The 22373-nt window shown below is 39.6% G+C and carries 18 protein-coding genes and 2 tRNA genes; 5 read left to right on the forward strand and 15 right to left on the reverse strand.

Translation table 11 applies throughout. The features are described from left to right. The first annotated feature begins 30 nt into the window (after window positions 1-30). Window positions 31-507: a YchJ family protein gene (locus AB8618_RS09530; protein WP_409423376.1), complete on the forward strand. Its 477-nt coding sequence runs from the start codon at window positions 31-33 to the stop codon at window positions 505-507. Window positions 508-574: 67 nt separating this feature from the next. On the opposite strand, the gene AB8618_RS09535 is transcribed toward AB8618_RS09530, so the two are convergent. Both AB8618_RS09535 and AB8618_RS09540 read right to left on the reverse strand, forming a co-directional pair. Beyond that, window positions 575-877 carry a DUF6172 family protein gene (locus AB8618_RS09535; RefSeq protein WP_054201143.1) on the reverse strand — a complete coding sequence of 101 codons (303 nt, stop codon included), beginning with the start codon at window positions 875-877 and terminating at the stop codon, window positions 575-577. A gap of 201 nt (window positions 878-1078) precedes the next feature. Continuing rightward, window positions 1079-1606, reverse strand: a complete 528-nt coding sequence (locus AB8618_RS09540) for a VC2046/SO_2500 family protein (protein ID WP_413402439.1) — start codon at window positions 1604-1606, stop codon at window positions 1079-1081. Between the two features lie 112 nt (window positions 1607-1718). On the opposite strand from AB8618_RS09540, the gene AB8618_RS09545 reads away from it, so the two are divergent. Together AB8618_RS09545 and AB8618_RS09550 are read left to right on the forward strand one after the other, a co-directional pair. Beyond that, window positions 1719-1803: transfer RNA gene (locus AB8618_RS09545), tRNA-Tyr, on the forward strand. 49 nt (window positions 1804-1852) lie between these two features. Next, a tRNA-Tyr gene (locus tag AB8618_RS09550) sits at window positions 1853-1937 on the forward strand. A 30-nt stretch (window positions 1938-1967) separates the two neighbouring features. Here AB8618_RS09550 and AB8618_RS09555 read toward each other — a convergent pair. The 3 genes from AB8618_RS09555 to AB8618_RS09565 form a co-directional block, all read right to left on the reverse strand. Continuing rightward, window positions 1968-2663, reverse strand: coding sequence for a M48 family metallopeptidase (locus AB8618_RS09555; protein WP_409423379.1), 696 nt, complete (start codon window positions 2661-2663; stop codon window positions 1968-1970). 184 nt (window positions 2664-2847) lie between these two features. Further along, a complete protein-coding gene (locus AB8618_RS09560; protein WP_413402441.1) occupies window positions 2848-3243 on the reverse strand; it encodes a VOC family protein in 396 nt (131 codons plus the stop codon). After that, window positions 3233-3904, reverse strand: a complete 672-nt coding sequence (locus AB8618_RS09565) for an HD domain-containing protein (RefSeq protein ID WP_413402443.1) — start codon at window positions 3902-3904, stop codon at window positions 3233-3235. Before AB8618_RS09565 ends, AB8618_RS09560 begins: the two co-directional genes overlap by 11 nt. 139 nt (window positions 3905-4043) lie before the next feature. Between AB8618_RS09565 and AB8618_RS09570 the strand changes: the two genes are divergently transcribed. Beyond that, window positions 4044-5234, forward strand: coding sequence for a class I SAM-dependent methyltransferase (locus AB8618_RS09570; RefSeq protein WP_413402445.1), 1191 nt, complete (start codon window positions 4044-4046; stop codon window positions 5232-5234). Between the two features lie 15 nt (window positions 5235-5249). On the opposite strand, the gene AB8618_RS09575 is transcribed toward AB8618_RS09570, so the two are convergent. The 5 genes from AB8618_RS09575 to AB8618_RS09595 all read right to left on the reverse strand — a co-directional run bounded on the left by AB8618_RS09575 (window position 5250) and on the right by AB8618_RS09595 (window position 11883). Next, window positions 5250-5546, reverse strand: a complete 297-nt coding sequence (locus tag AB8618_RS09575) for a PilZ domain-containing protein (RefSeq protein ID WP_010388503.1) — start codon at window positions 5544-5546, stop codon at window positions 5250-5252. Between the two features lie 8 nt (window positions 5547-5554). Beyond that, the gene (locus AB8618_RS09580) at window positions 5555-5935 is read right to left on the reverse strand and encodes a response regulator (protein ID WP_008113026.1); all 381 of its coding nucleotides are present in this window, start codon (window positions 5933-5935) and stop codon (window positions 5555-5557) included. A gap of 68 nt (window positions 5936-6003) precedes the next feature. Next, on the reverse strand, window positions 6004-9891 hold the full coding sequence (gene hrpA / locus AB8618_RS09585; protein WP_413402448.1) for an ATP-dependent RNA helicase HrpA: 3888 nt from the start codon (window positions 9889-9891) through the stop codon (window positions 6004-6006). Window positions 9892-10019: 128 nt separating this feature from the next. Further along, window positions 10020-11057: an isoaspartyl peptidase/L-asparaginase family protein gene (locus tag AB8618_RS09590; RefSeq protein WP_413402450.1), complete on the reverse strand. Its 1038-nt coding sequence runs from the start codon at window positions 11055-11057 to the stop codon at window positions 10020-10022. Window positions 11058-11181: 124 nt separating this feature from the next. Beyond that, complete coding sequence (locus AB8618_RS09595; protein ID WP_413402452.1) at window positions 11182-11883, reverse strand: SapC family protein; 702 nt, start codon at window positions 11881-11883, stop codon at window positions 11182-11184. Window positions 11884-12132: 249 nt separating this feature from the next. Here AB8618_RS09595 and AB8618_RS09600 point away from each other — a divergent pair, with 249 nt between their 5' ends. Beyond that, a complete protein-coding gene (locus AB8618_RS09600) occupies window positions 12133-12852 on the forward strand; it encodes a DUF6445 family protein (protein ID WP_409423387.1) in 720 nt (239 codons plus the stop codon). Window positions 12853-13249: 397 nt separating this feature from the next. Here the strand turns inward: AB8618_RS09600 and AB8618_RS09605 are convergent, their stop codons facing one another. The 5 genes from AB8618_RS09605 to pgi all read right to left on the reverse strand — a co-directional run bounded on the left by AB8618_RS09605 (window position 13250) and on the right by pgi (window position 22083). Then, on the reverse strand, window positions 13250-14770 hold the full coding sequence (locus AB8618_RS09605) for a tryptophan halogenase family protein (protein ID WP_409423388.1): 1521 nt from the start codon (window positions 14768-14770) through the stop codon (window positions 13250-13252). Between the two features lie 76 nt (window positions 14771-14846). Further along, window positions 14847-17444, reverse strand: coding sequence for a TonB-dependent receptor (locus AB8618_RS09610; RefSeq protein ID WP_409423389.1), 2598 nt, complete (start codon window positions 17442-17444; stop codon window positions 14847-14849). Between the two features lie 568 nt (window positions 17445-18012). Beyond that, window positions 18013-18723: a 6-phosphogluconolactonase gene (pgl, locus tag AB8618_RS09615; protein ID WP_413402456.1), complete on the reverse strand. Its 711-nt coding sequence runs from the start codon at window positions 18721-18723 to the stop codon at window positions 18013-18015. Window positions 18724-18726: 3 nt separating this feature from the next. Continuing rightward, a complete protein-coding gene (gene zwf, locus AB8618_RS09620; protein WP_178956255.1) occupies window positions 18727-20199 on the reverse strand; it encodes a glucose-6-phosphate dehydrogenase in 1473 nt (490 codons plus the stop codon). Window positions 20200-20436: 237 nt separating this feature from the next. Further along, window positions 20437-22083, reverse strand: a complete 1647-nt coding sequence (gene pgi / locus AB8618_RS09625) for a glucose-6-phosphate isomerase (RefSeq protein WP_413402459.1) — start codon at window positions 22081-22083, stop codon at window positions 20437-20439. Window positions 22084-22373 lie beyond the last annotated feature (290 nt).

Raw genomic sequence — 22373 nt, forward strand, 5'->3', positions numbered from 1 at the left:
ACTAGCGTTTTAATACACAGTACATTTATTATGACCTCTAACGCCCTACTATGTTTTTGTAGCAGTCAGCAACTATATGCTGATTGCTGTGAACCTTTTCATTTAAAAATCAAACAGCCGCAAACACCAGAGCAACTTATGCGAGCTCGCTATAGTGCTTATGCTGTTAAAAATGCAGCTTTTGTTCGTGATAGTTACGCAAAGGAAAAACAAGCTGAAAACTCACTATCAGAAATTAAAGACTTTGCAACTAGCTGCCGCTTTGTAAACTTAACCGTTTTAGATTCTGGCTTTGATGAAGATACTGGGTTTGTAAAGTTTAAAGCTCATTACTTTTATCAAGATCTATATTGCGAGTTAGCAGAGCATTCAAGGTTTATCAAAGAAGATGAACAGTGGCGATACCTTGATGGTGAGATTAAGCCGGTTGCCGATATTAAAGTAAAACGTAATGATACTTGCCCTTGCGGCAGTAATAAAAAGTATAAAAAGTGTCATAGTGTATAAATAACAGCCACAAAAAATGGGCCACTTGGCCCATTTTCAAAAACTACACTAAACGCAACTTAGCGTTTTATTCGTCATCACCTTCATCGAAGTCTTGACGCTGCGCAGGTCTTGCTAAAATCTCTAAGTAAAAAGAGGTTAAACCTTGCTTTTCTATTTCACTGATGTGATTGTTAATTTCAGCAACGTGAACAACTTGGGCTTCTTCAGCCGTGTTACCAAACTTACAATCGAATGCCCAGTAGTCGGCATCAACAGGTAAAGTTTTATTACGTTCTCTTTTCAAATATTTTTTCACTTCATGCTTTGCAGCATCAACCATACGAGGGTATTTGATTTTCTCATGATTCAGCGTGAATGTTTTCTTCATTACGTTCCTAATTACCTTGGTTTAATGATAATGGCATTTAATGTCATACCATTTGCGCCATTATAGCAATTGCATTTAAATTTTGGATGCTTTTTTTATATTAAATCTGTTATTAACATAAAGCACCTATAAAACCACTAATATAAACACGGTTTATTACAATCCAATGGCGCCTAAGAAATAGCATTTAATGAAATTCAATTAAGCACTAAACAAATGCAATGGCTGGTGGAGGGCATCATTTTGTAAATCATCATAAAATGCCACCGCATCCATTTGAGGGTTTGATAGCTCGGTGTTGGTATTTTGAATTCGTCGACGTACCGCTAATTCACAGTTATCAATTACGTTAAGTGGAATGTGGTTTTTATCATCACGAATATTAAATGGCTCAGGTTTTAAGCACTGAGTTAACTTTATCTCACTCATCCCTTCGGCGCTTCCCATTTTTGCTAAAAGCTCAGTGTTATTTTTGCCAATTAACATATTAAAACTCTCAGGCGCCAATGACTGCTTTGGGCCCGCACCTAATTGTTTACGCAAGGTCTCTTCATCAGCTTGATAACCACTTGCATCACTTTTAGGTAAGTGAAACTCACTAAAATCGAGCGCATCATGAGATAGCATTGCTAATAAAAGAGCAAATTCACCCCGACGGCTTTCATGCACACTTTTATTGAGTCGTGTTTTTAATTGACTCTCTGTGATTAACAAATCACCAATCTGCATAGACTTTAGCCTATTTAACTAATTAATAAGTATTTATCGGCTAAATTTGAATTTTCTTTAGCTTTTTTCTTTACTTAAATAAGAAGTTTGCTATTATCTGCCGCGTTGCATTGGAGGGGTTCCCGAGCGGCCAAAGGGATCAGACTGTAAATCTGACGGCTCAGCCTTCGCTGGTTCGAATCCAGCTCCCTCCACCACTTTTCTTAGGCTAAGTTAAGTGGGGCCAAATGCAATAAAAATTAGTGTGGAGGGGTTCCCGAGCGGCCAAAGGGATCAGACTGTAAATCTGACGGCTCAGCCTTCGCTGGTTCGAATCCAGCTCCCTCCACCACTTCTCTTTTTTACCTCGTTTATTTTCTTACTATTCAAACACCCATTGTAAACTCATACCATACTTATTTAACCAAGCGCTTGCTTTTTTGTGTTCTGAATAAAATAATCCTACACGATGCCAAAACTGTGCACTGTGATTTAAATACTTTAAATGCGCTAACTCATGCACAATTACATAGTCAATTATCCATGTAGGTGCGCCTGCAAGCTGTAAATTAAAGGTAAGCTCACGCCTACGGTTACAACTGCCCCAGCGACGCTTATACAATTGAATACGAATATTACTCGGCAGCTTTTCACTCATCAGCTTACAATAGTAATTTACTCGCATTTCAATATAACTTTCTAATTTCTCATGCAAAAACTGCTCTAGCAAACTTTGATACATTTGCGTTTGGTGCTTCACACGTGAAGAAAGACTCAGTAACAGTGTTTGGCTTTCATTGTGCTGCTGCCATTGAGTGCGTTCTGCGTTTTCAAATTGCACATTAACAGCTTCATTAAATAATTTAATGCTATGGGTTTTAAGTGGAAACTGTCGTGTATCGGCTTGAATTTGTTGCTTATGTAACTGAGCATCAATCCAGCCCTGTTTACTTAACAGCCATTCATTAATTTGTGTTTTCGTTACAAAATGAGGTGCATAAACTGTAAGCTCTTTTTGTGCGACTTTAATAGCCACAGTTTTTCGCCGACGGCTTCTTCTTAACGTATAATCTAACAATCTAAAGTGCCTATAAGTTATTATAAAATAAAACTTTCTCTATTAGCTTAATAAGTTAATTCGTAAGAGAAAAAACCAGTTAGTAGGTATCGTTTTAATATTGCTCGATACTAAATAGGCTAAACGATGGATCATAAATCTACCCTTGGCTATTTTAACTGTTGAAGTTTTACTAAAAAAGCCGCTAGCTCTCGAGTTGCGCTTTTATGACATTATAATCATGAGAAGTGATTTCATGGCTATTACCACTATTGTCTTTAAAATACATAGAAAAAGTCACGCCATGATCAGCCAATATGGTTTTCACTTGATGCTGCTTAAGATGCTTAAGCCACATAACAAATTGCTCCCCTGTCGCAGCAAAAGCGATTCCTTTACTTCGCCTATCGCCTTCAAATAAAGCTAATCGTGTAGTGGCATTTTCATCTTCGAGTGTCAAAGGGCCTTTTCCCTCTGCATTCCAAAATGCTAATTCCCTTACTACGCTAAAACCGAGCACCTTTTTATACCAATCAACAGCTTGGTTGAGGCTTTGAACATTTAAATGACAATGATCAATTCCCGAAAGTTTAGGTGTCATCGCGTTGTTCACCAATTTCAGATTTAAGCTGAGCTAAAAAGTCGTGCATGTACGCAGTGCGTCTTTGTGCTTCGGCTTTTGCAGAAGGAGTATTCATACTCTGGGCAATATGCAGTAATTTAATAAAAAAATGATCTAGGGTGTACTTTTTATCGTCTGCTTCTCGGTTTAAACAAAATGGATCATCTGGGTTGTATAATAATCGGCTAATAGAGCCGCCTACTTTCATACAGCGGCTTACGCCAATAGCACCCAAGGCATCCATTCTATCTGCATCTTGTACAATCTGTGCTTCCACCGTTTTAATAGCAATATTGGCGCTAAAACTATGTGCGGCAATGGCATGGTGAATATCATCAAATAGCGCTTCATCATAGCCAATAGACGCTAAATAGTTAATCGCTTTATCGGCTGCCATCGTTGATGCTTTTGCTCTGTCTGGGTGATTTTTTGCCACCGCAACACAATCATGCAACCAAGCTGCAGGCAATACAATGGCCATATCAGCTTGCTCTGCCATACATAACTGCACTGCAACACGTACTACCCGTTCAATATGGGTAATATCATGGGCTACATCGGCATGTACTAAGGATGTTATAAAGTCTCTGCATTGCTGATTAAGTTGCTGTAATGAGGGGCTAAGAGCTGAATTGTCCACCGAACTTCCAAAAATCTATTTAAACGAGTTAATAATGGCTACTTTACCGCGATTTATAAGCCCCTTGCAAAACATTCATTGTATGTTGCGCGAGCCTTGACTAAAATACAGCACTTATTTATTACTACAGAGAAGCCCTATGTCATCTGCCGTTTACCTGCAAGCTGGTCGCGATAAATCATTAAAAAGAAAACACCCTTGGTTATTTTCTAAAGCCATCAAAAAAATTAAAGGTAAACCTGGATTAGGTGACACGGTAACCATACACGACAGTGAAGGTAAGTTTTTGGCCACCGCAGCTTACAGTCCTCATTCACAAATACGTGCTCGTGTTTGGAGCTTTGACGAAAAAGAAGTGATTGATCAACATTTCTTTGAGCGCCGTCTTCGCCGTGCTTTAGAAGCTCGCAGCCATGCAATTGAAGAAGGTGGACTTACCGGCTTTAGATTATGTGCAGCAGAATCAGACTACTTACCCGGTATTACTATAGATAAGTTTGATAATGTTCTTGTGTGTCAATTACTAAGCGCAGGTGCAGAACGTCACAAAGGTGAAATTGTTGGCGCTTTAATGGCTATTTTCCCAGGCTCTACTATTTATGAGCGCTCAGATGTAGATGTTCGAACCAAAGAAGGGCTTGAGCCTATTAAGGGCGTGCTTTGGGGGAACGAACCTACTGAACCTGTCATAATTGAAGAAAATGGCTTAAAGATTGAAGTTGATATAATGGAAGGCCATAAAACTGGCTTTTATTTAGATCAACGAGATAGTCGTGCTGCACTGGAGCGTTTTTCAAAAGATAAAACCGTATTAAATTGCTTTAGTTATACAGGTACTTTTTCTCTTTATGCCCTGCGCGGTGGCTGTAAACATGTAACCAATGTTGATGTTTCACAACCAGCACTTGATACAGCAAAGCGCAATGTTGAGCATAACAACCTTGATTTAAATAAAGTCGACTTTGTAAAACAAGATGTCTTTAAATTATTACGCCAATACCGTGAAGACGGGGTGATGTTTGATACGATCGTCATGGACCCGCCTAAATTTGCCGATAACAAAGCGCAGTTAACTGGGGCGTGTCGCGGTTACAAGGACATCAATATGATTGCGATGCAAATTTTAAAGCCAGGTGGCACGCTACTAACATTCTCATGCTCTGGTTTAATGGAACAAAACTTGTTTCAAAAAGTAGTCGCAGATGCAGCCCTTGATGCAGGTAAGGATTTATTGATCATGGAGCGCTTAAATCAAGCAGCTGACCACCCTATTGCAGGCAGCTATCCTGAAGGCTTTTACCTTAAAGGGCTTATTTGTAAGGTTTACTAAAAACTAATTAAGTAGTTAGTTAAACTCTACAATTTCGAGCCCTGCGGTTATCGTGCCATCCTCTTCTGTGCTGGCACGTATTACCTTAACGGTGGCTTTTAACGGTGCAATGCTCGGATGTGTTGATGCAATATCAACCGATAAAATTGAGTTAAGCTCTAATAAATCATCGAGTTGTAATGAAAGACCCGTTGCACTTAAATCAAGGCAGGTGCCAGTATAACTAAGCCCAGCAACAGGCTCTATTGAGGTTAACTTCGCTGGCGTGTTAACCTGCATACGTCTATAGTTTCGCTTATCTTCGGTAAACATAATTCCCTCTACACAATATTATTAATTTTTTCTCGTAGTACGGCGATAGAAAAAGGTTTTACAACGTAAGCATCACACCCTGCGTCAAAGCCAGCTTGTTGTTCAAGCTCCGACTCAAGTCCAGATATCATCACCACCGGAATGTTTTTTGTCTCTGGCGTGTGCTTAAGTATGCGACAGGTATCATAACCATCGAGTCCTGGCATACACACATCGAGCAAAATAATATCGGGCGGATTAGCAATCGCAGATGCTAAACAACTTTTACCAGAATCAGCATAGCTCAAATCAAATGTTGATGCTAACCCTGCTTTGAGTATTTCAAAATTGAAATACTCATCATCAACCACTAACAACTGCCGCGCTTTGTGTTTTAGTAATGAGGACATAGCTATGTCATTTCCTTCTCAAGTCAGTCCCTCTGTTAACTTACTTAGCTTAATAGAGAATAAAGAGATTATTCAATTTCTTTTATCGCATTTAATACACGTTTTGCTGAAATCGGATAAGGTGTACCTAAGGTTTGTGCAAATAAGGATACGCGTAATTCTTGCTGCATCCAAAAAATAGCCTCAACATCTGTAGGCAATGGTATTCCTTTAGGTGTTTTATTTGTCAGTTTTTTATATTCTTGCGCTACTTTTTCAAGCTCTAGCACACATAATCTATCACGATTTGGGTCAACAGGTAGTTTTTCTAAGCGTTTTTGAATCGCTTTTAAGTAACGAATTAAATCGCCTAGTTTGTCTGCCCCATGCTGACTGACAAAGCCTTTAAAAATAAGTGACTCTAGCTGAGACTTAATATCCCCGTGAGCGGTGATCATAGTTAAATCTACACGCCCTTTCATTTTTTTATGTAGTGCATGCGCGATACTCAGTACTTGCTCAACCTGGGTAGCAATGGCCACAACGATATCGCCTAACTCGCCGCGAATATGCTCTTTAACCGTTTCAAATGCATCACTTGTGCGAATATCACCATATTTAACTAATAGGCTATCAACGCCTGATGCGATGCAGTCATCAATTAAATCGGCAATTTTACCAAAAGGATTAAAGTACAACCCTAATTTAGCTTTGTTTGGTAGGTTTTGCTGCAGGTATTTAATTGGTGATGGCACGTTTAACAGTACTAAACGACGTAAACCTTGCTGGTGCGCTAATTGCGCTTTTATTTCGTTATCGAATAGCTCTACTGCGGCCGTTGATTTTTTATCCACTAACGCTGGGTAAGCTTTAATTTCGTATTGACCTTGCTTTTTCACATAGGATGTTGGTAACTCACCAAAATCCCACTGGGTTAAATCGGTTTTTTCTATGCCTTTGTCGGCAACTTTAGATAAGGTGTCTGTCACTTTACCTTGAAGCTGCGCTTTTAGCTTAGCTAAATCGAGCCCACGGGCAAGAAGTTGATCATTTTCATCACGTACTTCAAACTGCAATCTTAAATGAGGAGCAAGGGTTGTTAAATCCCACGCCTCAGGGTCGACTCGCACGCCAGTCATGCGCAATAATCGATTACTTAGTGAGTCGATTAACGAGCCTTGTAGAGGCTCTATGGCCGCTAACACCGCGTCGGCATAATTAGGCGCAGGGACAAAGTTACGGCGAAGTGATTTTGGCAATGACTTAATTAACCCACAAATTAGCTCATGACGAAATGCCGGTATATGCCAATCAAAACCACTTTCTTGTACTTGGTTTAATAGCGCAACCGGTATTTGTACTGCAACGCCATCAACCGCTTGGCCAGGATCAAAATGATAAGTAAGCGGCAGCATTAAATTATCTTGTTGCCATGTATCTGGATAGTCAAATTCGGTAATGCTACTTGCACCATGCTGCATGAGCTCTTCACGCGTCATGTGCAGATAGTGTTTGTCTTGCTGCTTTTGTGTTTTATACCACTTAATAAACGCAGCACGATTATTAATGTCGTTCGGTATTTTTTTCTCGTAAAACTCAAATAAGGTTTGCTCATCAACTAAAATATCGCGCCTACGAGATTTATTCTCAAGCACTTGAATATCTTCAATTAATTCGCGGTTATATTGTAAAAACCCTTCATTGAGCCCCAGCTCTTGTTCAACCAGCGCTGTGCGAATAAACAACTCACGGCTCACTTTTGGGTCAATTTTGCTGTAAACACAGCGGCGCTTATTAACAATTAATAAGCCATACAAAGTTTGTTGCTCAAAGGCAATCACCGCACCGGGCTTTTTCTCCCAATGAGGCTCTGTGTAGCTGCGTTTTACTAAATGCTGAGCAAACGGCTCTACCCAGTTCACATCAATTTTGGCATTAATACGAGCATAGAGTTTACTGGTTTCCACCAACTCAGCCGACATCATCCATTTTGGACTCTTTTTAAATAATCCCGAGCCTGGGAAAATATGAAATTGGCTATTACGCGCACCTTTATATAGCTGCTTTTCGTCTTTAAAACCGATGTGACTGAGCATGCCACTTAAGAGTGCTTTGTGAATAAGCTCGCTGTCTGCAACATTAGTGGTGGCTTTCATTTTCATTTCATTGCACACAGTGCTGATTTGATAAACGATATCTTGCCATTCACGAATACGCATATAGGCTAAAAAGTCTTTTTGACATAGCTTTCTAAACTGGCTGTTGGTCAGCTCACTTTGCTGCTCTTCAAGGTAATTCCACAGGTTTAAAAAGGCGATAAAGTCAGAGTCTGGATCGTCAAAGCGACCATGTTTTTCATTTGCGGCTTGGCGTTTTTCTTGTGGTCGCTCGCGGGGATCTTGAATTGAGAGCGCAGCGACAATGACGATCACCTCACGCAATGCACCCAGTTTATGTGCAGTTAGCACCATTTTTGCTAAACGCGGGTCAACCGGCAAACGACTTAGCTCCCGCCCAGATTGTGTTAGGCTGGTTTTTTGATCACGCTTAGCCGCTTTTACTGCTTGTAATTCTTCAAGCAACGTTAAACCATCATTAATATTGCGGCTATCCGGGGCTTGCACAAAAGGAAATTGCGCCATATCGCCCAGTCCAAGGGCTAACATTTGCAAAATAACTGATGCTAAATTAGTACGTAATATTTCAGGATCAGTAAATTCAGGACGCGATAAAAAGTCATCTTCTGAATATAAACGAATACAAATACCCGCCTCAACACGGCCACACCGGCCCATTCGCTGATTAGCACTGGCTTGCGAAATAGGCTCTATAGGTAAACGTTGCACTTTTGTGCGATAACTATAACGACTAATTCGCGCAGTTCCAGGGTCAATAACATAACGAATACCAGGTACTGTTAGTGATGTTTCAGCGACGTTGGTAGAGAGTATAATATGACGGCGCGAATGCGGTGCAAAAATACGGTTTTGCTCAGCGTTCGATAGCCTTGAATACAAAGGTAATACATCAGTGTGTTTTAAATTACGCTTGCTTAGTGCATCAGCGGTATCGCGAATTTCTCGCTCACCATTTAAAAAGATTAGAATATCGCCAGGACCTTCGGCGCAAAGTTCATCTACCGCATCAAAAATCCCCTGAAGTTGGTCGCCTTCGGCTTCCATATCTTCTTTTTGAATATCACTAATTGGGTTATAGCGTACATCAACTGGAAACGTTCTTCCTGATACTTCAATAATAGGTGCATCATCAAAATGCTTAGAAAAGCGCTCAGGGTCGATTGTTGCTGAGGTGATAATAACTTTTAAATCGGGGCGTTTTGGGAGTAAATTTTTAAGATAACCTAAAATAAAGTCAATGTTTAAGCTACGTTCATGCGCTTCATCAATAATAATGGTGTCGTATTGATTTAAAAATCGGTCTTGTTGTATTTCAGCTAATAAAATACCGTCGGTCATCAGTTTGATGTAACTGTTATTAGATACCTGATCGCTAAAACGAATTTTAAAACCGACTTGCTGACCAAGCTCACATTGCATTTCTTCTGCAATACGGTTGGCAACGCTGCGTGCTGCTAAACGCCTTGGTTGGGTATGACCAATATAGCCCTCAACGCCTCGGCCTAGCTCTAAACACATCTTAGGTATTTGTGTGGTTTTACCTGAGCCGGTTTCACCTGCAATAATCACCACTTGATTATTAGCAATGGCCTCTTTAATGATGTCTTTTTTTTGACTAACAGGTAATAGCTCAGGATAAGTAACTTTAGGTAGCCCAGCTAAGCGCTGCTCTCGAAGCGTTTGACTACGACTAATATCAGCCGCAATTTTTTCAAGCGCACTGGTAAGCTTTGCCTCGTCGGTGATTTTTTTAACGCCATGAAGACGCTTTTTAAAACTGAATTGATCTTTTTTTAAGCACGTTTTTAGCTCGCCAAACAACTGACCTAGGTTTACCACCTGCATACCTTATAAAAATTAGTCAAAGAGCCCCGATTGTAGCAAATTAAATGGCTGGGGTTAATCCTGTAAAGAATATAACAATCAGCGGATTATTATATAAACCACCAGCCACTGACTCATAGCGATTATTCGTCGCTAAAAATACCTACATAAGTTGCTTGGGTATTCGATTTACTCGCACGATACATGCCTGAAGTATTAAACGGCAGGCTAATATTGCCTTTTGTATCAACAATAATAACACCGCCTGTGCCCCCTATCGGTTTAAGCACCTCATTTATTACTTCATTACCTGCTTCACCTATAGTTTTACCCTGGTATTTTACTCGCGCACAAATGTCACTGGCCACATTATAACGAATAAAATATTCGCCGTGCCCAGTTGCCGAAACCGCACATGAGGCATTTTCAGCAAAAGTGCCTGCGCCAATAACCGGCGCATCGCCAATACGACCAAAACGTTTTGCGGTCATTCCGCCGGTTGACGTGCCCGCCGCTAAATTACCTTGTTTATCCAGTGCCACCGCACCCACCGTGCCCACTTTATAATTAATCGGTAACGCCTTGTGCGCTGCCTGGTAATCTTTATTGGTGTTTTTGCTCGCCTCGAGTTTCTTTTTTGCTTTTAATAAAGCCTCATAACGATGCTTTGTATCAAATATATTGTTCTCTACTAGACTCACGCCTTGCTCTTTCGCAAACTCTTCTGCACCTTGACCACTTAGCATCACATGCACTGAGTTTTCCATCACTAATCGGGCAAGTTTAATTGGGCTTTCAATATGTTTAATACCCGACACAGCGCCTGCTTGACGATTGCGACCATCCATAATAGAGGCATCTAATTCGTGACTACCATCATAGGTGTATACCGCACCACGCCCGGCATTAAAATAAGGCGATTGCTCCAGTACTTCAATGGCAGTAGTCACTGCATCAAGGCTTTTTCCACCTTGTTCAAGTATTTTATACCCGGCCTCAACAGCTTCTGCTAGTTTATTGCGGTAAGCTTGCTCTTGTTCTGTCGTGAATTTACTTTTTTCAATCGTGCCTGCGCCGCCATGAATTGCGATGGCAAACGGCGTGTTTGTATTTGCACTTAATGCCTGCGTGCTCAACCCCATTAAACTTGTTGCAATGAGTCCTAATAATGATTTTTTCATTGTGTGTTCTTTTATAAATACAGGAGTAAAACCAATGTGAATGGTTATGAAGCGTTTTTCAAGTGAAGTGAGTTTAATGGCACAAAAAAAGCGCCCTAAGGCGCTTTTTTAATTCTGTTTAAAATTACGCTTGTTCAGCTTTTAAACGTGCTAAACGTGCTACTTGGTGCGTAGACGTTAAGAAAGAATAGATTGGTGCTAAATAACCGCGCTTACGAAGCTCAAGGAAGTCTGCATCGCTTAGCTCATTTAGTTTCTTCTCATCGATAAGGTAAATACCGTTGATGTCTTTTTTCTCGCCTTTAATATCAACTGTTAGCGTTTGTGCTACCAGTAGTTCTTTATCAGCAAGGAATTTAGTGAAGGCATCAGTTACTTGAGAAAACTCAATGAATGATACTAACGCTTCTTTGCGGCGCTTCAGGTAGTCAGTTTCCTCACCGTTTTCGAATAATGCATTGCCTTCATCGCCTACTAACGGGCTTGCTTCGTCAATTACAATACCAAATTGATCTTGCTCTGGGTGCTTTACTAAACCTAATGGGTAACGCGTTGTTGCCATAGGTGCAAATGCTGCTGTCCACTTGTCGCCATCAATAAATAAATTTTCGCCTGGCTCTAGACCAAACATAGCAACCGCTTGGAAAGTACCTGTTTCGTTATTTTTAACAAAAGACATTGGGAATTCATTAGCAATACGCGCAAACTCATGTGCAACCACTGGCACTAAGTGTTGAGTTTTCATAAATTCGATGTTGATGCCATTTTTAATTTTAGTATTGGCATGTTTTTCGTTGTGTAAAGGCTGTACTTGTTGCTCCGCCATGTTACTGCTCCGTTATTTTATAAATTTGATTTTTTACTGTTAGTAGCCTAAGGCTAATGGTTTTGGTGACAAAAAGGAAGTGAAAATTTTGTGTCATTTTGTACGTTATTAATTAACAAATAAAGAAGGTAATTATTTGTACAATATGTAGTGTAAAAAACACTCTGCTGAGTGTTGTTTTTTGTTTCATAATTATGGACTTTTGTTAGTATATTCAACAATATTGCGATTAATATCAGTTGAATTAAAATGGAACACTACGAGTTAAACCCCGATTTTAGGGTTGAAATAGTTCATCTTGAAACTGAAAACGAAGATGTGATCATCATCGATAATTTTCTAAAAAATATTGAACCTGTGGTTAATTTTGCTACTCATGTAGCGTATTTAGAGCCCGTTGGCAGCGATGGTACTTTATTTCCCGGTAAGCGTGATGTAATGCCTGAACCTTATTACCGTGCTTTTAGGCAGCTATTACTATCTCTTCAAGCACGAGGTGTTTTTAACCGCGAGCATAAAGCACTCTATGTTCATCGTTGCAAATTATCATTAGTTACCCAAAAAGCCTGTGAGCTTAAGTTATTACAACGTATACCTCATATAGATTCGACCGATGATAATACCTTTGCAGCAGTGCATTATATAGCTGGTAAAGAGTCTAACGGCACATCAATTTATCGCTATATTCCTGAAAACCTAATTAAAATAACGCCACGAAACCAACACCTTTTTAGCGATGTAATAGAACAAACCAAAAATAATGAATCAGAACATCAAGGGTATTTAAACAGTAATACCGCCTTATTCGAGCAAGTCATTAATATTAAAGCAAAGCAAAACCGCGTGGTGTTATATAAAAGCAATTTACTTCATTGTGCTAACTTAGATAATGACTATGAATTCACAGGCGATATAAAAAATGGCCGTTTATCAATCTCTTCTTTTTTAGAATTGACTAAAGTCTGTTGACCTTTGCGGATTAAAATTTGTTCAAACTAGGGGCGGTTTAATCGCGGCGCGAGGTTTGTAACCTAGTGGGCTCGATAACTGCTCCTGCGTTATTCTACTGGCTTACATCCATGTAAGAATAAGTAAAAACCGAGCAAAGCTTCCGCGTCCTGCTCACGCCCCTTACCTACATCCATGTAGGCAACAAAGAGTAAATCGCCCCTAGGCAGAACCCTTCGGGCAGCGCCTGTTTGGCATTGATGCTGCGTTATCGCCTATTTATGGGGAATAACACACCACATAGGCTCTGCCTTGTCTAAATACCAAACAGACTGCTGCAAATTTAAACTTGAAAGATCAACAGACCCTAGACAACAGCCCAATAATCCAAATGTTAGTTTTTAATGGCGCATCAATTTTAATTTTTTTGTAAGCCGAACTGATGTATTTTATTAATAAGCTCTCTGTGTTTTGGCAATTCTGCTAATAACTGTTTTATCCGTTTGTTTTTAAAAGTACATTGCTTATCAGCTAGAACTGTCACTTGCTCAGTCACAGCTTTTTTGCGAGGTAAAAAATTCATACCATAAAGCACGTAAAGATAATTTTCTAAATCAAATAAATCAAACTTACTGCTGAAGTCTTCTCGCAATGGCGCAAAGCTTTTCCATCGCGCTAAATTACTTGTAAGCTTACTTGAAACCCCTGACGCCTTGCGATTATCCTGCCAAAACAAAGAGTCACTTCTATCTGAAATACAATAATGCATTTTAATAAAATCAAAGGTACTTTCCCAGACATGCGCGACATGCTTATTAAAGTCAGGTGCTATATGCTCTATATCTGCCTTATACCGAGGAAAACGCTTTGATAATAAACCTGCTGAGAAATCGGTTATCAAAATAGCTGTCGCCTCAAGAGGCTCTACAAAACCCTGAGATAAACCAATAGCAACACAATTTTTATGCCAAAATAATTCTCTACGTCCTATCTTCATAGGAATTTTACGTGGCTGTAAATCGGTAAATTTATTACCAAGATAATGATGTAACTTTTTTACCGCTTGCTCTTCATCCATGTGTTTAGACGAATAAACAAAACCAACACCACGACGTTTGGTAAGTGCTATATCCCATATCCAGCCAGCTTGGTGCGCTGTGGCAATAGTATAAGGAGGGATTTCATCATCTAATGAGGTGGGTACTTGCAATGTAAGTGCTGTGTCTGTAAGTAATTCATCAGAGCGTTCTATAAAATCAACATTTAATTTTTCACCAATAATGGCAGCGCTAAATCCGGAACAATCAATAATAAAGTCATAAGCTAGATGTTTATTATTGCTATCTATTAAGTGACTAATAAAGCCATCATCGTCAATTGCAATATCTATAATGTCAGCATATAAATGCTTAATAGCAAACGCATCTTGGGCATGCTTCATTAAAAACGCAGCAAATTTTTTAGCATCAAAATGATAGGCGTAACCATTAATTCCGACATACTCTGGAGTAGATATTGTTTTTGGCGCATATTTTTCTTCACAGCAAATTTCTTGCTTAGACACCGCATTGGCATAACGGTTTTGTGATTCACCTGCTAGCCATTGTTGAGTCATTTCTTCACCAAATATATGTGGATGATCGAATAAATGATGATAGTAATTTTCACCATGCTTCGTTTTATCTAACCAATTTACAAATTTAATAGATTGCTTAAAGGTTACATCACACTCACGAATAAAATCAGTTTCACGAATACCAAACTTTTGAAGCGAGTTACGAATTGAAGGCACCGTTCCCTCTCCTACCCCAATGGTGGGAATTGTCGGAGACTCTATCAATGTAATTTCAGTATTTGTTTCTAATAATGAGTGACCTAAATGATTGGCTGCTAACCAACCGGCTGTCCCCCCACCAACAATTGCTATTTTTCTTATCATAGTTAAACCACTTTATTGATTAGCTCATAAAAAAGCCCAGTATTAACTGGGCTTTCATTTTGTCATCTAAACCGAGTTAGAAACGAAGAGCAATACCCACTCTATAGCGTGCTTCACCTTCAAAACTCCACGCTGGATAGCCATTACGAAGCTCAGGTTTAACTTCTGCATCACCTGTTGCTGTACCTACCTGAATACTATCTTCTTCTGTTATATTAACAGCTTCAAACGTTAGGTCTAAGTAGTCAGTTACAGCGTAGTTTGCAGTTAAATCAAGTGTACCGTAGTCTTGGTGTTCACGGTTACCGTAGAAATAAGGTGCTTCACGAACCATATACTCTGAACGCCAGTTATATGCTAAACGAACACTGTAGTTATCAGCTTCATAGTAACCTACCAAATTCACTGTATGTTCAGATGAATCTGAAAATAACTCGATACGGTCTGGGAAGTTTTCTGCAGGTGCTTCTGAGTCAACCCATGTATAATTTGCTTGATAACCAAAGCCACTATCAAAACCATCTTGGATTTGAAGTTCAATACCTTGAATTTCACCACCTGAGCCTGTGCCTTTGGTAGCCACTGTCCAGTTATCTACACCTGAATCAGGGTCAACGATCCCAATACTTTGATTAAGGATTTGATCAACTTTGGTAAATGATGAAATATTCTTAATAAAGTAAGTCGCACTTACCATGCCGTCGCCATCAAAGTAGTATTCAACACCTAAGTCTGACTGTGTTGCTTTAAATGGTTCAAGGCCGATATTGCCAGTAGAAATAACTTCATTTCCTACAGTGCCATCTTCGTAACCTGATAGTGATGATGCAGCAAACATGTCAGTGTAATTAGCACGCGAAATAACTTGCGCCGCAGAGAAACGTAAAATAACGTCTTCGGTTAAATCAAATGCAACATTTACACTTGGTAACACTTCATTATAATCTGCTTTCTCTGTGCTTAAACCATTGCCATAACTACCCGTAGCGTCTAGGGCATAGTAATCAGACTCCGCATCGGTTGACACATAGCGAATACCGAAGTTACCACGAATGCCCTCTGCTGAGAAATTAGCCATCGCGTACAAAGAAATATTTTCTTCTTGGATCGTACCGTAACCAGACTTGTATGCAATTGAGGTGTTATCGAAGCTTGTAATTGCTGCATAGCCATCACTGATCATTTGTCCTAAATTAGGCTCTGGTAACACGTAACCAGCACCTGATGTCACTGTACCCGAATAATATCGTGAGGCATCATAAGCTGAAATAGAGTCAACTAAGTTTGCCGTGTACGTTTCTTGTTTTACTTCATGATCAGCCCAACGAAAGCCTGTTTTAATTGATGTAATAGCACCAAAATCTACAGGGAAAGTAAAATCAAGCTGTGCATAGGTTTCTTCATCCGTATTTGGTTGCTTTTTGAGTGCCCAGCCCGCAGATGATAATTCACCTTGAAAGTCATCGGGTGTGAAAGATTTATTCGCAACATCAATTTTTATCACATCGCCAGTTGCATCATAGGTACCCGCGTAATCTGCAGCAGTACCTAACCAAAAACCATAGTTAGCTGTTAAATCTGTACCGCCATCTGATTGCGTGTTACCAATTCGGCCTTCAACCTCAAAACTTTCACCTACATACTTAAAGTCTAAATCAACAGTTTCTGACGTCATTGAACCCGCACGAGCCCAAGTTTGAGCCCAACCAGGGTTGGCACCGTTACCAGAACGACGATAAAAAGTACATGTACCATCTACATTTACTTGCTCACACGCTGCATCTTTGTCATCTGGAAACATAACAAATAACGATGTATTTGCATTATCTGCCGACAAATCTAGACTCATGATATTTAAACCAAATTCTAACTCATCACTGGGTCTGTATTGGAATGTTGCGTTAATAGCTGTACGCTCTCGCTCTTGTTGGAATGTTGAAGGAACAATGTCACCCCAGCCAACTAGCGATTCAATACCGTTACGCTGATAATTAGTTTCTGAGAATGCTGCTGACACAAGCGCACCAAAGGTTTCATCATCATTTTTCCAGCTATAAAGGCCAGAAATCTCTGGATCAATCTCTTCTGATATTGAACCGTAATCACCTTTAATGCTTGCAAATACTGTATTTGAATCTAAATCTAATGGTTTGCGCGTATTAACGATAACCGTACCACCAATGCCACCTTCAACAATATCTGCTTGTGATGATTTGTATACTTCGATACTACCAACCATCTCAGGCGGCAATAATGTATAGTTAAAACTACGATCAATGTTTTGTTGATCGTACCAGCCAGTTGAAGCCACAGAATGGCCATTTAGTAATGTACGAGTTAGTTGCGCTGATGCACCGCGGATAGATACTTGTTGACCTTGGCCAAATGCTCTATTTACAGCAACACCAGAAATACGACCTAATGCTTCGCCTACATCGCTGTCAGGAAACTTACCGACATCTTCAGATGATAACGCGTCTACCACAGAATCTGAAAAGCGCTTAGTATTTAATGATGCTTCTAAAGAGCCACGAATACCGCGTACTTCAATAACTTCAACATCATTTTGAACTTTAACTTCATCGGCTGCGAATGCAGCACCAGTAAACCCAGCTCCCACAACTAAGCCGATATTTACTGCTAATAAGCTTTTTTTAAAATTTTTAGCTAACACAGGATTCCCCTCGAATCATTTTATTGGTTTTGTTTATCATTTTGCCTAACCGCCATGACAGCGCTGTCATAGTAGTAACAAACCATACATGCTAAATTACAATTTTGCTACATTTTTCCGCTCTTTTTGTATGAAATTTAACTTAATTATTATTAAGCCATTGATTTTAAATTGATTAATTATTTCATAAAAAAGCAGAGTTCGCCCAAGAATTACTCTCTATACTAGGTATGTAAATAATGACGTGTTTATACTTAATGTATTTAAAATAAGAGAGATTGCGAATAGCAGATGAAATTAATGGCTTATATAACTCCGCGCCGAAACAAAATTAACCTGCTGTTTTTATTGATAAATATAAGTTAAATTAGTAACTTTCAAAAATATAAGAGCATTTAAAAGATACTTAGGTTAAGGAGGATTTTAAACTTCAAATTTTTACAGCACTTTGTTATTAATTGATTAACGACAAAAACATGTCGCAATAAAAAAGGCCAGTAGCAAAAGCGACTGACCTTTCATTAAACCATCAATTAACGTGGTTTTAAAGCAGCTAGTTTAGACTGAATTAAGGTGCCCAATACACTTCAATGTTGATCTCAGGGTGATTTAGTACTGCACGTAACGGCATATCATTCACATCACCACCCGCTAAAGCTTGTTTATACACAGCCAGCTTTTCATCGCCACTAATGAGTAATTTAACTACTTTAGATTGTGAAATTGCATTTAGCGTTAAGCTCATGCGCTCGGTAATACTACCTGTTACATCACTCTCAATTGCGTTAATGGCGCACACAAGTTGGTTTGAATCTAAGCCGTTTTCCAGCCCTTGAGCATGTGGAAATAGCGAAGCAGTATGCCCATCAGGGCCCATCCCTAAAATAGTAACATCAAACGGGCGCTTTAATGCTTGAAACTGCGCTTCACACGCATCAACACCTTGCTCTGCAGTGGCTGCTGCATTTTTCATGCTAATAAAATTAGCGGCTGCACCATGGTTTTGTAGCAAAGTACGCTTAATGAATGCTTCATTACTCTTTTCGTGACTTGCCTCAACCCAACGTTCATCAACCATAGCAACATCAACATGAGCCCAGTTTAAATCAAGGGTTGATAAATGCTTGTACGCAGGTTCAGGTGAAGAGCCACCTGAAACCATTAGCACTGCACGGCCATCAGCTTCAATACCATCACGTAAGGCCTGCTCTAATGACTGAGATAATTCATCAGTTAAAGCGGCTTTATCGTCAAAAAACTTTTCTACTATTGTTGCCATTACTTATGCCTTATCACCGGTGTTAAACCAAACATGGTTATTCTCTGCTAATAAATCATCAGCGTCTTCAGGACCCCAACTACCCGCTCGGTACAATGAAGGTTTACCCTTCTCTTGCCAACGCTCAATAATTGGATCAATCCACTTCCAAGCTTGGCGTACTTCGTCGCGGTGAATAAATAACGAAGGGTTATTAGCGGCTGCATCAAGCATTAAACGTTTATAAGCATCTGAATGGAAACCGTTACTATACGCTTGTGACAATTCAATATTCATCGTTACAGGTTCAAGTTGCATATCTAAGTTATCAAGACGCTTTGACATCAGCGTTAACTGAATGCTTTCTTGGGGCTGTAAGCGAATAATCAAACGGTTTGGTTCAATATTACCTACGCTGTCTTCATAAACGTTATGTGATACTTTTTTATATTGCACTACAATTTCAGCGCAGCGCTTCGCCATGCGTTTACCGGTTCGCAGATAAAAAGGAACGCCCGCCCAACGCCAGTTATCAATATGCGCACGAATAGCAACGAAAGTTTCGGTTTTACTCGCCCCTTCGTTTAGCTCTTCAAGGTAACCTGGGACTATTTTACCGTTTAAATCACCGGGTACGTACTGACCACGAATAATATTATTATCAACATCGGTGTCTTCAAGTGGACGTAATGCTTCTAATACTTTTAATTTTTCGTTACGGATGCTGTTAGCGTTTAACTTATGCGGTGACTCCATAGCCACTAAACAAAGTAGCTGTAACAAGTGGTTTTGCACCATGTCACGCAAGGCACCCGCTTTGTCATAAAAACCTGCTCGGCTTTCTAGCCCTACCGTTTCTGACAAGCTAATTTGAATATTATCAATCGATTTAGCATCCCACATGTTCTCAAATAATGAATTTGAAAAACGCAATGCCATTAAGTTTTGAACCGTTTCTTTACCTAAGTAGTGGTCAATACGGAAAATTTGTTCTTCGTTAAAATACTGTGCAATTTTCGCATTAATCACTTCGGCTGACTCACCGCAGTAACCAATTGGTTTTTCGACTACAACGCGCGAGTTGGCAGTAATTAGTTTTTTAGTTGATAATATTTCACAACAGGTGCCATAAACAGCAGGTGGAAGAGATAAGTAGAATACTCGCGATTTATCGCTGTCATCTTCATCTAGAATTTTTTTCAGTACATCCCAGTTATCATCCGCTTCGGTAACATTGCTCACCACGGGTACTAAAAAGTCTGAAAACGATTTCCAATCTTTGGCGTTATATTCGCCTTCACTTAAAAATTCTTGTAATGCTTTGTGTGCTGTATCGATGTATTCATCGCATTTACTTTGTTCGCGCACGGTAGGCAAAATACGTGAGCCTTGCGGTAAGTTACCTTCTTGATATGCTCGATACATTGCAGGAAGTAATTTGCGTAACGCAAGATCACCACCGCCCCCAAAAATTATAATATCAAAAGGATTAAGCATAGTTACTCTCTACGTTTATGCTACCTGCCACTACCGTATTGGTAATCAGCTATAGCGGTTTATTATCTGGATAATGTAGACCTCAGCGCAAGGTCTACTAAGTTGTTGTTAGTTATCTGCGCGATTAAAAATGGGTCTAGGGACACTGTAATTCCTCTCACAAAAATACAGGCCCTAGGACTCCAGCGCTACCCGTTCAAAGGTATTTGGTTACTTATTGTGTAATAAGTGAATGTGTTACTGCGTACGGTGTTGTTTGTAGTACGCCATTAAGCCCTGTGTTGAGCTGTCGTGCTCATTAACCACGTTATCGTCGGTTAATTCAGCTTCAATTTTAGAGGCTAAACCTTTACCAAGCTCAACGCCCCACTGATCAAACGAACATATTTGTAAAAGAATACCGTGGCAAAAAATCTTATGTTCATACAGTGCAATTAATCGACCTACTGCTTTTGCATCAATCGTGTCTAATAATATAGACGTTGTTGGGCGGTTCCCTTGGTGAATTTTATGCTTTAGCAGCATTTCAATTTGCGCAGGCGTTTTGCCTTTGGCTGTTAAATCAGCCGTTATCTGCTGTGCATCAACCCCGTTCATTAGTGCTTCGGTTTGTGCAAAAAAGTTCGATAATAAAATATCGTGATGCTTATCTAAGTTAACCTGTGGCTTTACAGAGCCAATAAAATCAGCGGGAACAATTACATTCCCCTGATGCAGACATTGATAAAACGCATGCTGACCGTTTATCCCTGTCATACCCCAAATAATTGGTACAGTAGTGTAAGGCACTGTCTGCCCATCAAATGTTACATGCTTACCATTACTTTCCATTTCACCTTGTTGCAAATACGCTGGCAACATATGCAGTGCCTGGTCGTATGGTAAAATAGCTTGCGAGTCAAATCCTAAAAAGCTGGTATTCCAGATGCTAAGTAGCGCCATAAGCAAAGGAATATTCTGTTCAAGCGGCGCCGATTTAAAGTGCTCATCGACTTCAAATGCTCCCTCTAAAATGGCCTCAAACGCTTCAAACCCAGCATAAAGTGCAATAGGTAAGCCAATGGCGCTCCAAAGTGAAAAACGACCGCCAACCCAATCCCACATGGTAAATACATTTTCGTCACTAATACCAAATGCAGCCGTTTTTTCTAAATTGGTGCTTACCGCAACAAAATGCTTTGCTATAGCGCTGTCATCTTTTGCACTATCTAAAAACCAATCAACCGCTGTTTTTGAGTTAGTCATGGTTTCTGAGGTAGTAAATGTCTTTGACGAAATTACAAATAACGTGGTTTCAGGATCTACTTTATCTAATACTGAAGCAATTTGTACACCATCTGCGTTTGAAACATAGTGAACGTTTAATGGCTTATCAACCACTGCTTTAAGTGCTTCAGTTGCCGTTTGCGGCCCTAAGTTTGAACCACCAACACCAATGCTAACCACATCTTTTACCGCTTTTCCGGTATAACCTAGCCATTGGCCACTACGCACTTTTTCAACAAAGATCTTAATTTTGGCAAGTTCACTATCGACCGCTTCTGTAAGATTTTCGCCGTCAACAATAAGCGGTGTATGAGCGCGGTTTCTGAGCGCAGTATGTAAAACCGCACGGTCTTCGGTGATATTAATTTTTTCACCGATAAACATTTTTTCACGCCAAGCTTCAATGTCGCATTCTTTAGCTAATGAAATTAATTGACCAAATACGTTTTCATCTATGCGTTGTTTTGAGTAATCAAACAACACACCTGGAATTTGAGTAGAGAATTGAGAAAAACGAGAATCGTCTTGTGCAAATAAAGTTTTCAGATGCGTTTGTGTCATCTTTTGTGCACTATTTTCTAGTGCTTGCCAACTTACTAACTCAGAACGGCTCGCCATGTAAATATCCCCTAATTAATTAATCTATTGATTTTAAGCGTTTTATTTTATTTTTTACGACACTAAACAAGCGAATTTTGTAAAAAGCAAAGCCCGACATTATAACTTAAATGCTCTAAACTGCGTTATTTTTATGGGCTTTGATGCAGATAATAGCGCAATTTTTTGCTTTTGACACCGGTATCATAAAATTAAAAATTGAATTTAACAACTGTTCGCCTCCTCTGAACAATGAACATTTGATTAATATTCAATTAAAGCAGACAAAAAAAGACCGACACATGTCGGCC

The sequence above is a fragment of the Pseudoalteromonas sp. RW-H-Ap-1 genome (assembly GCF_048318575.1).
In the GTDB taxonomy this organism is placed as follows: Bacteria; Pseudomonadota; Gammaproteobacteria; order Enterobacterales; family Alteromonadaceae; genus Pseudoalteromonas.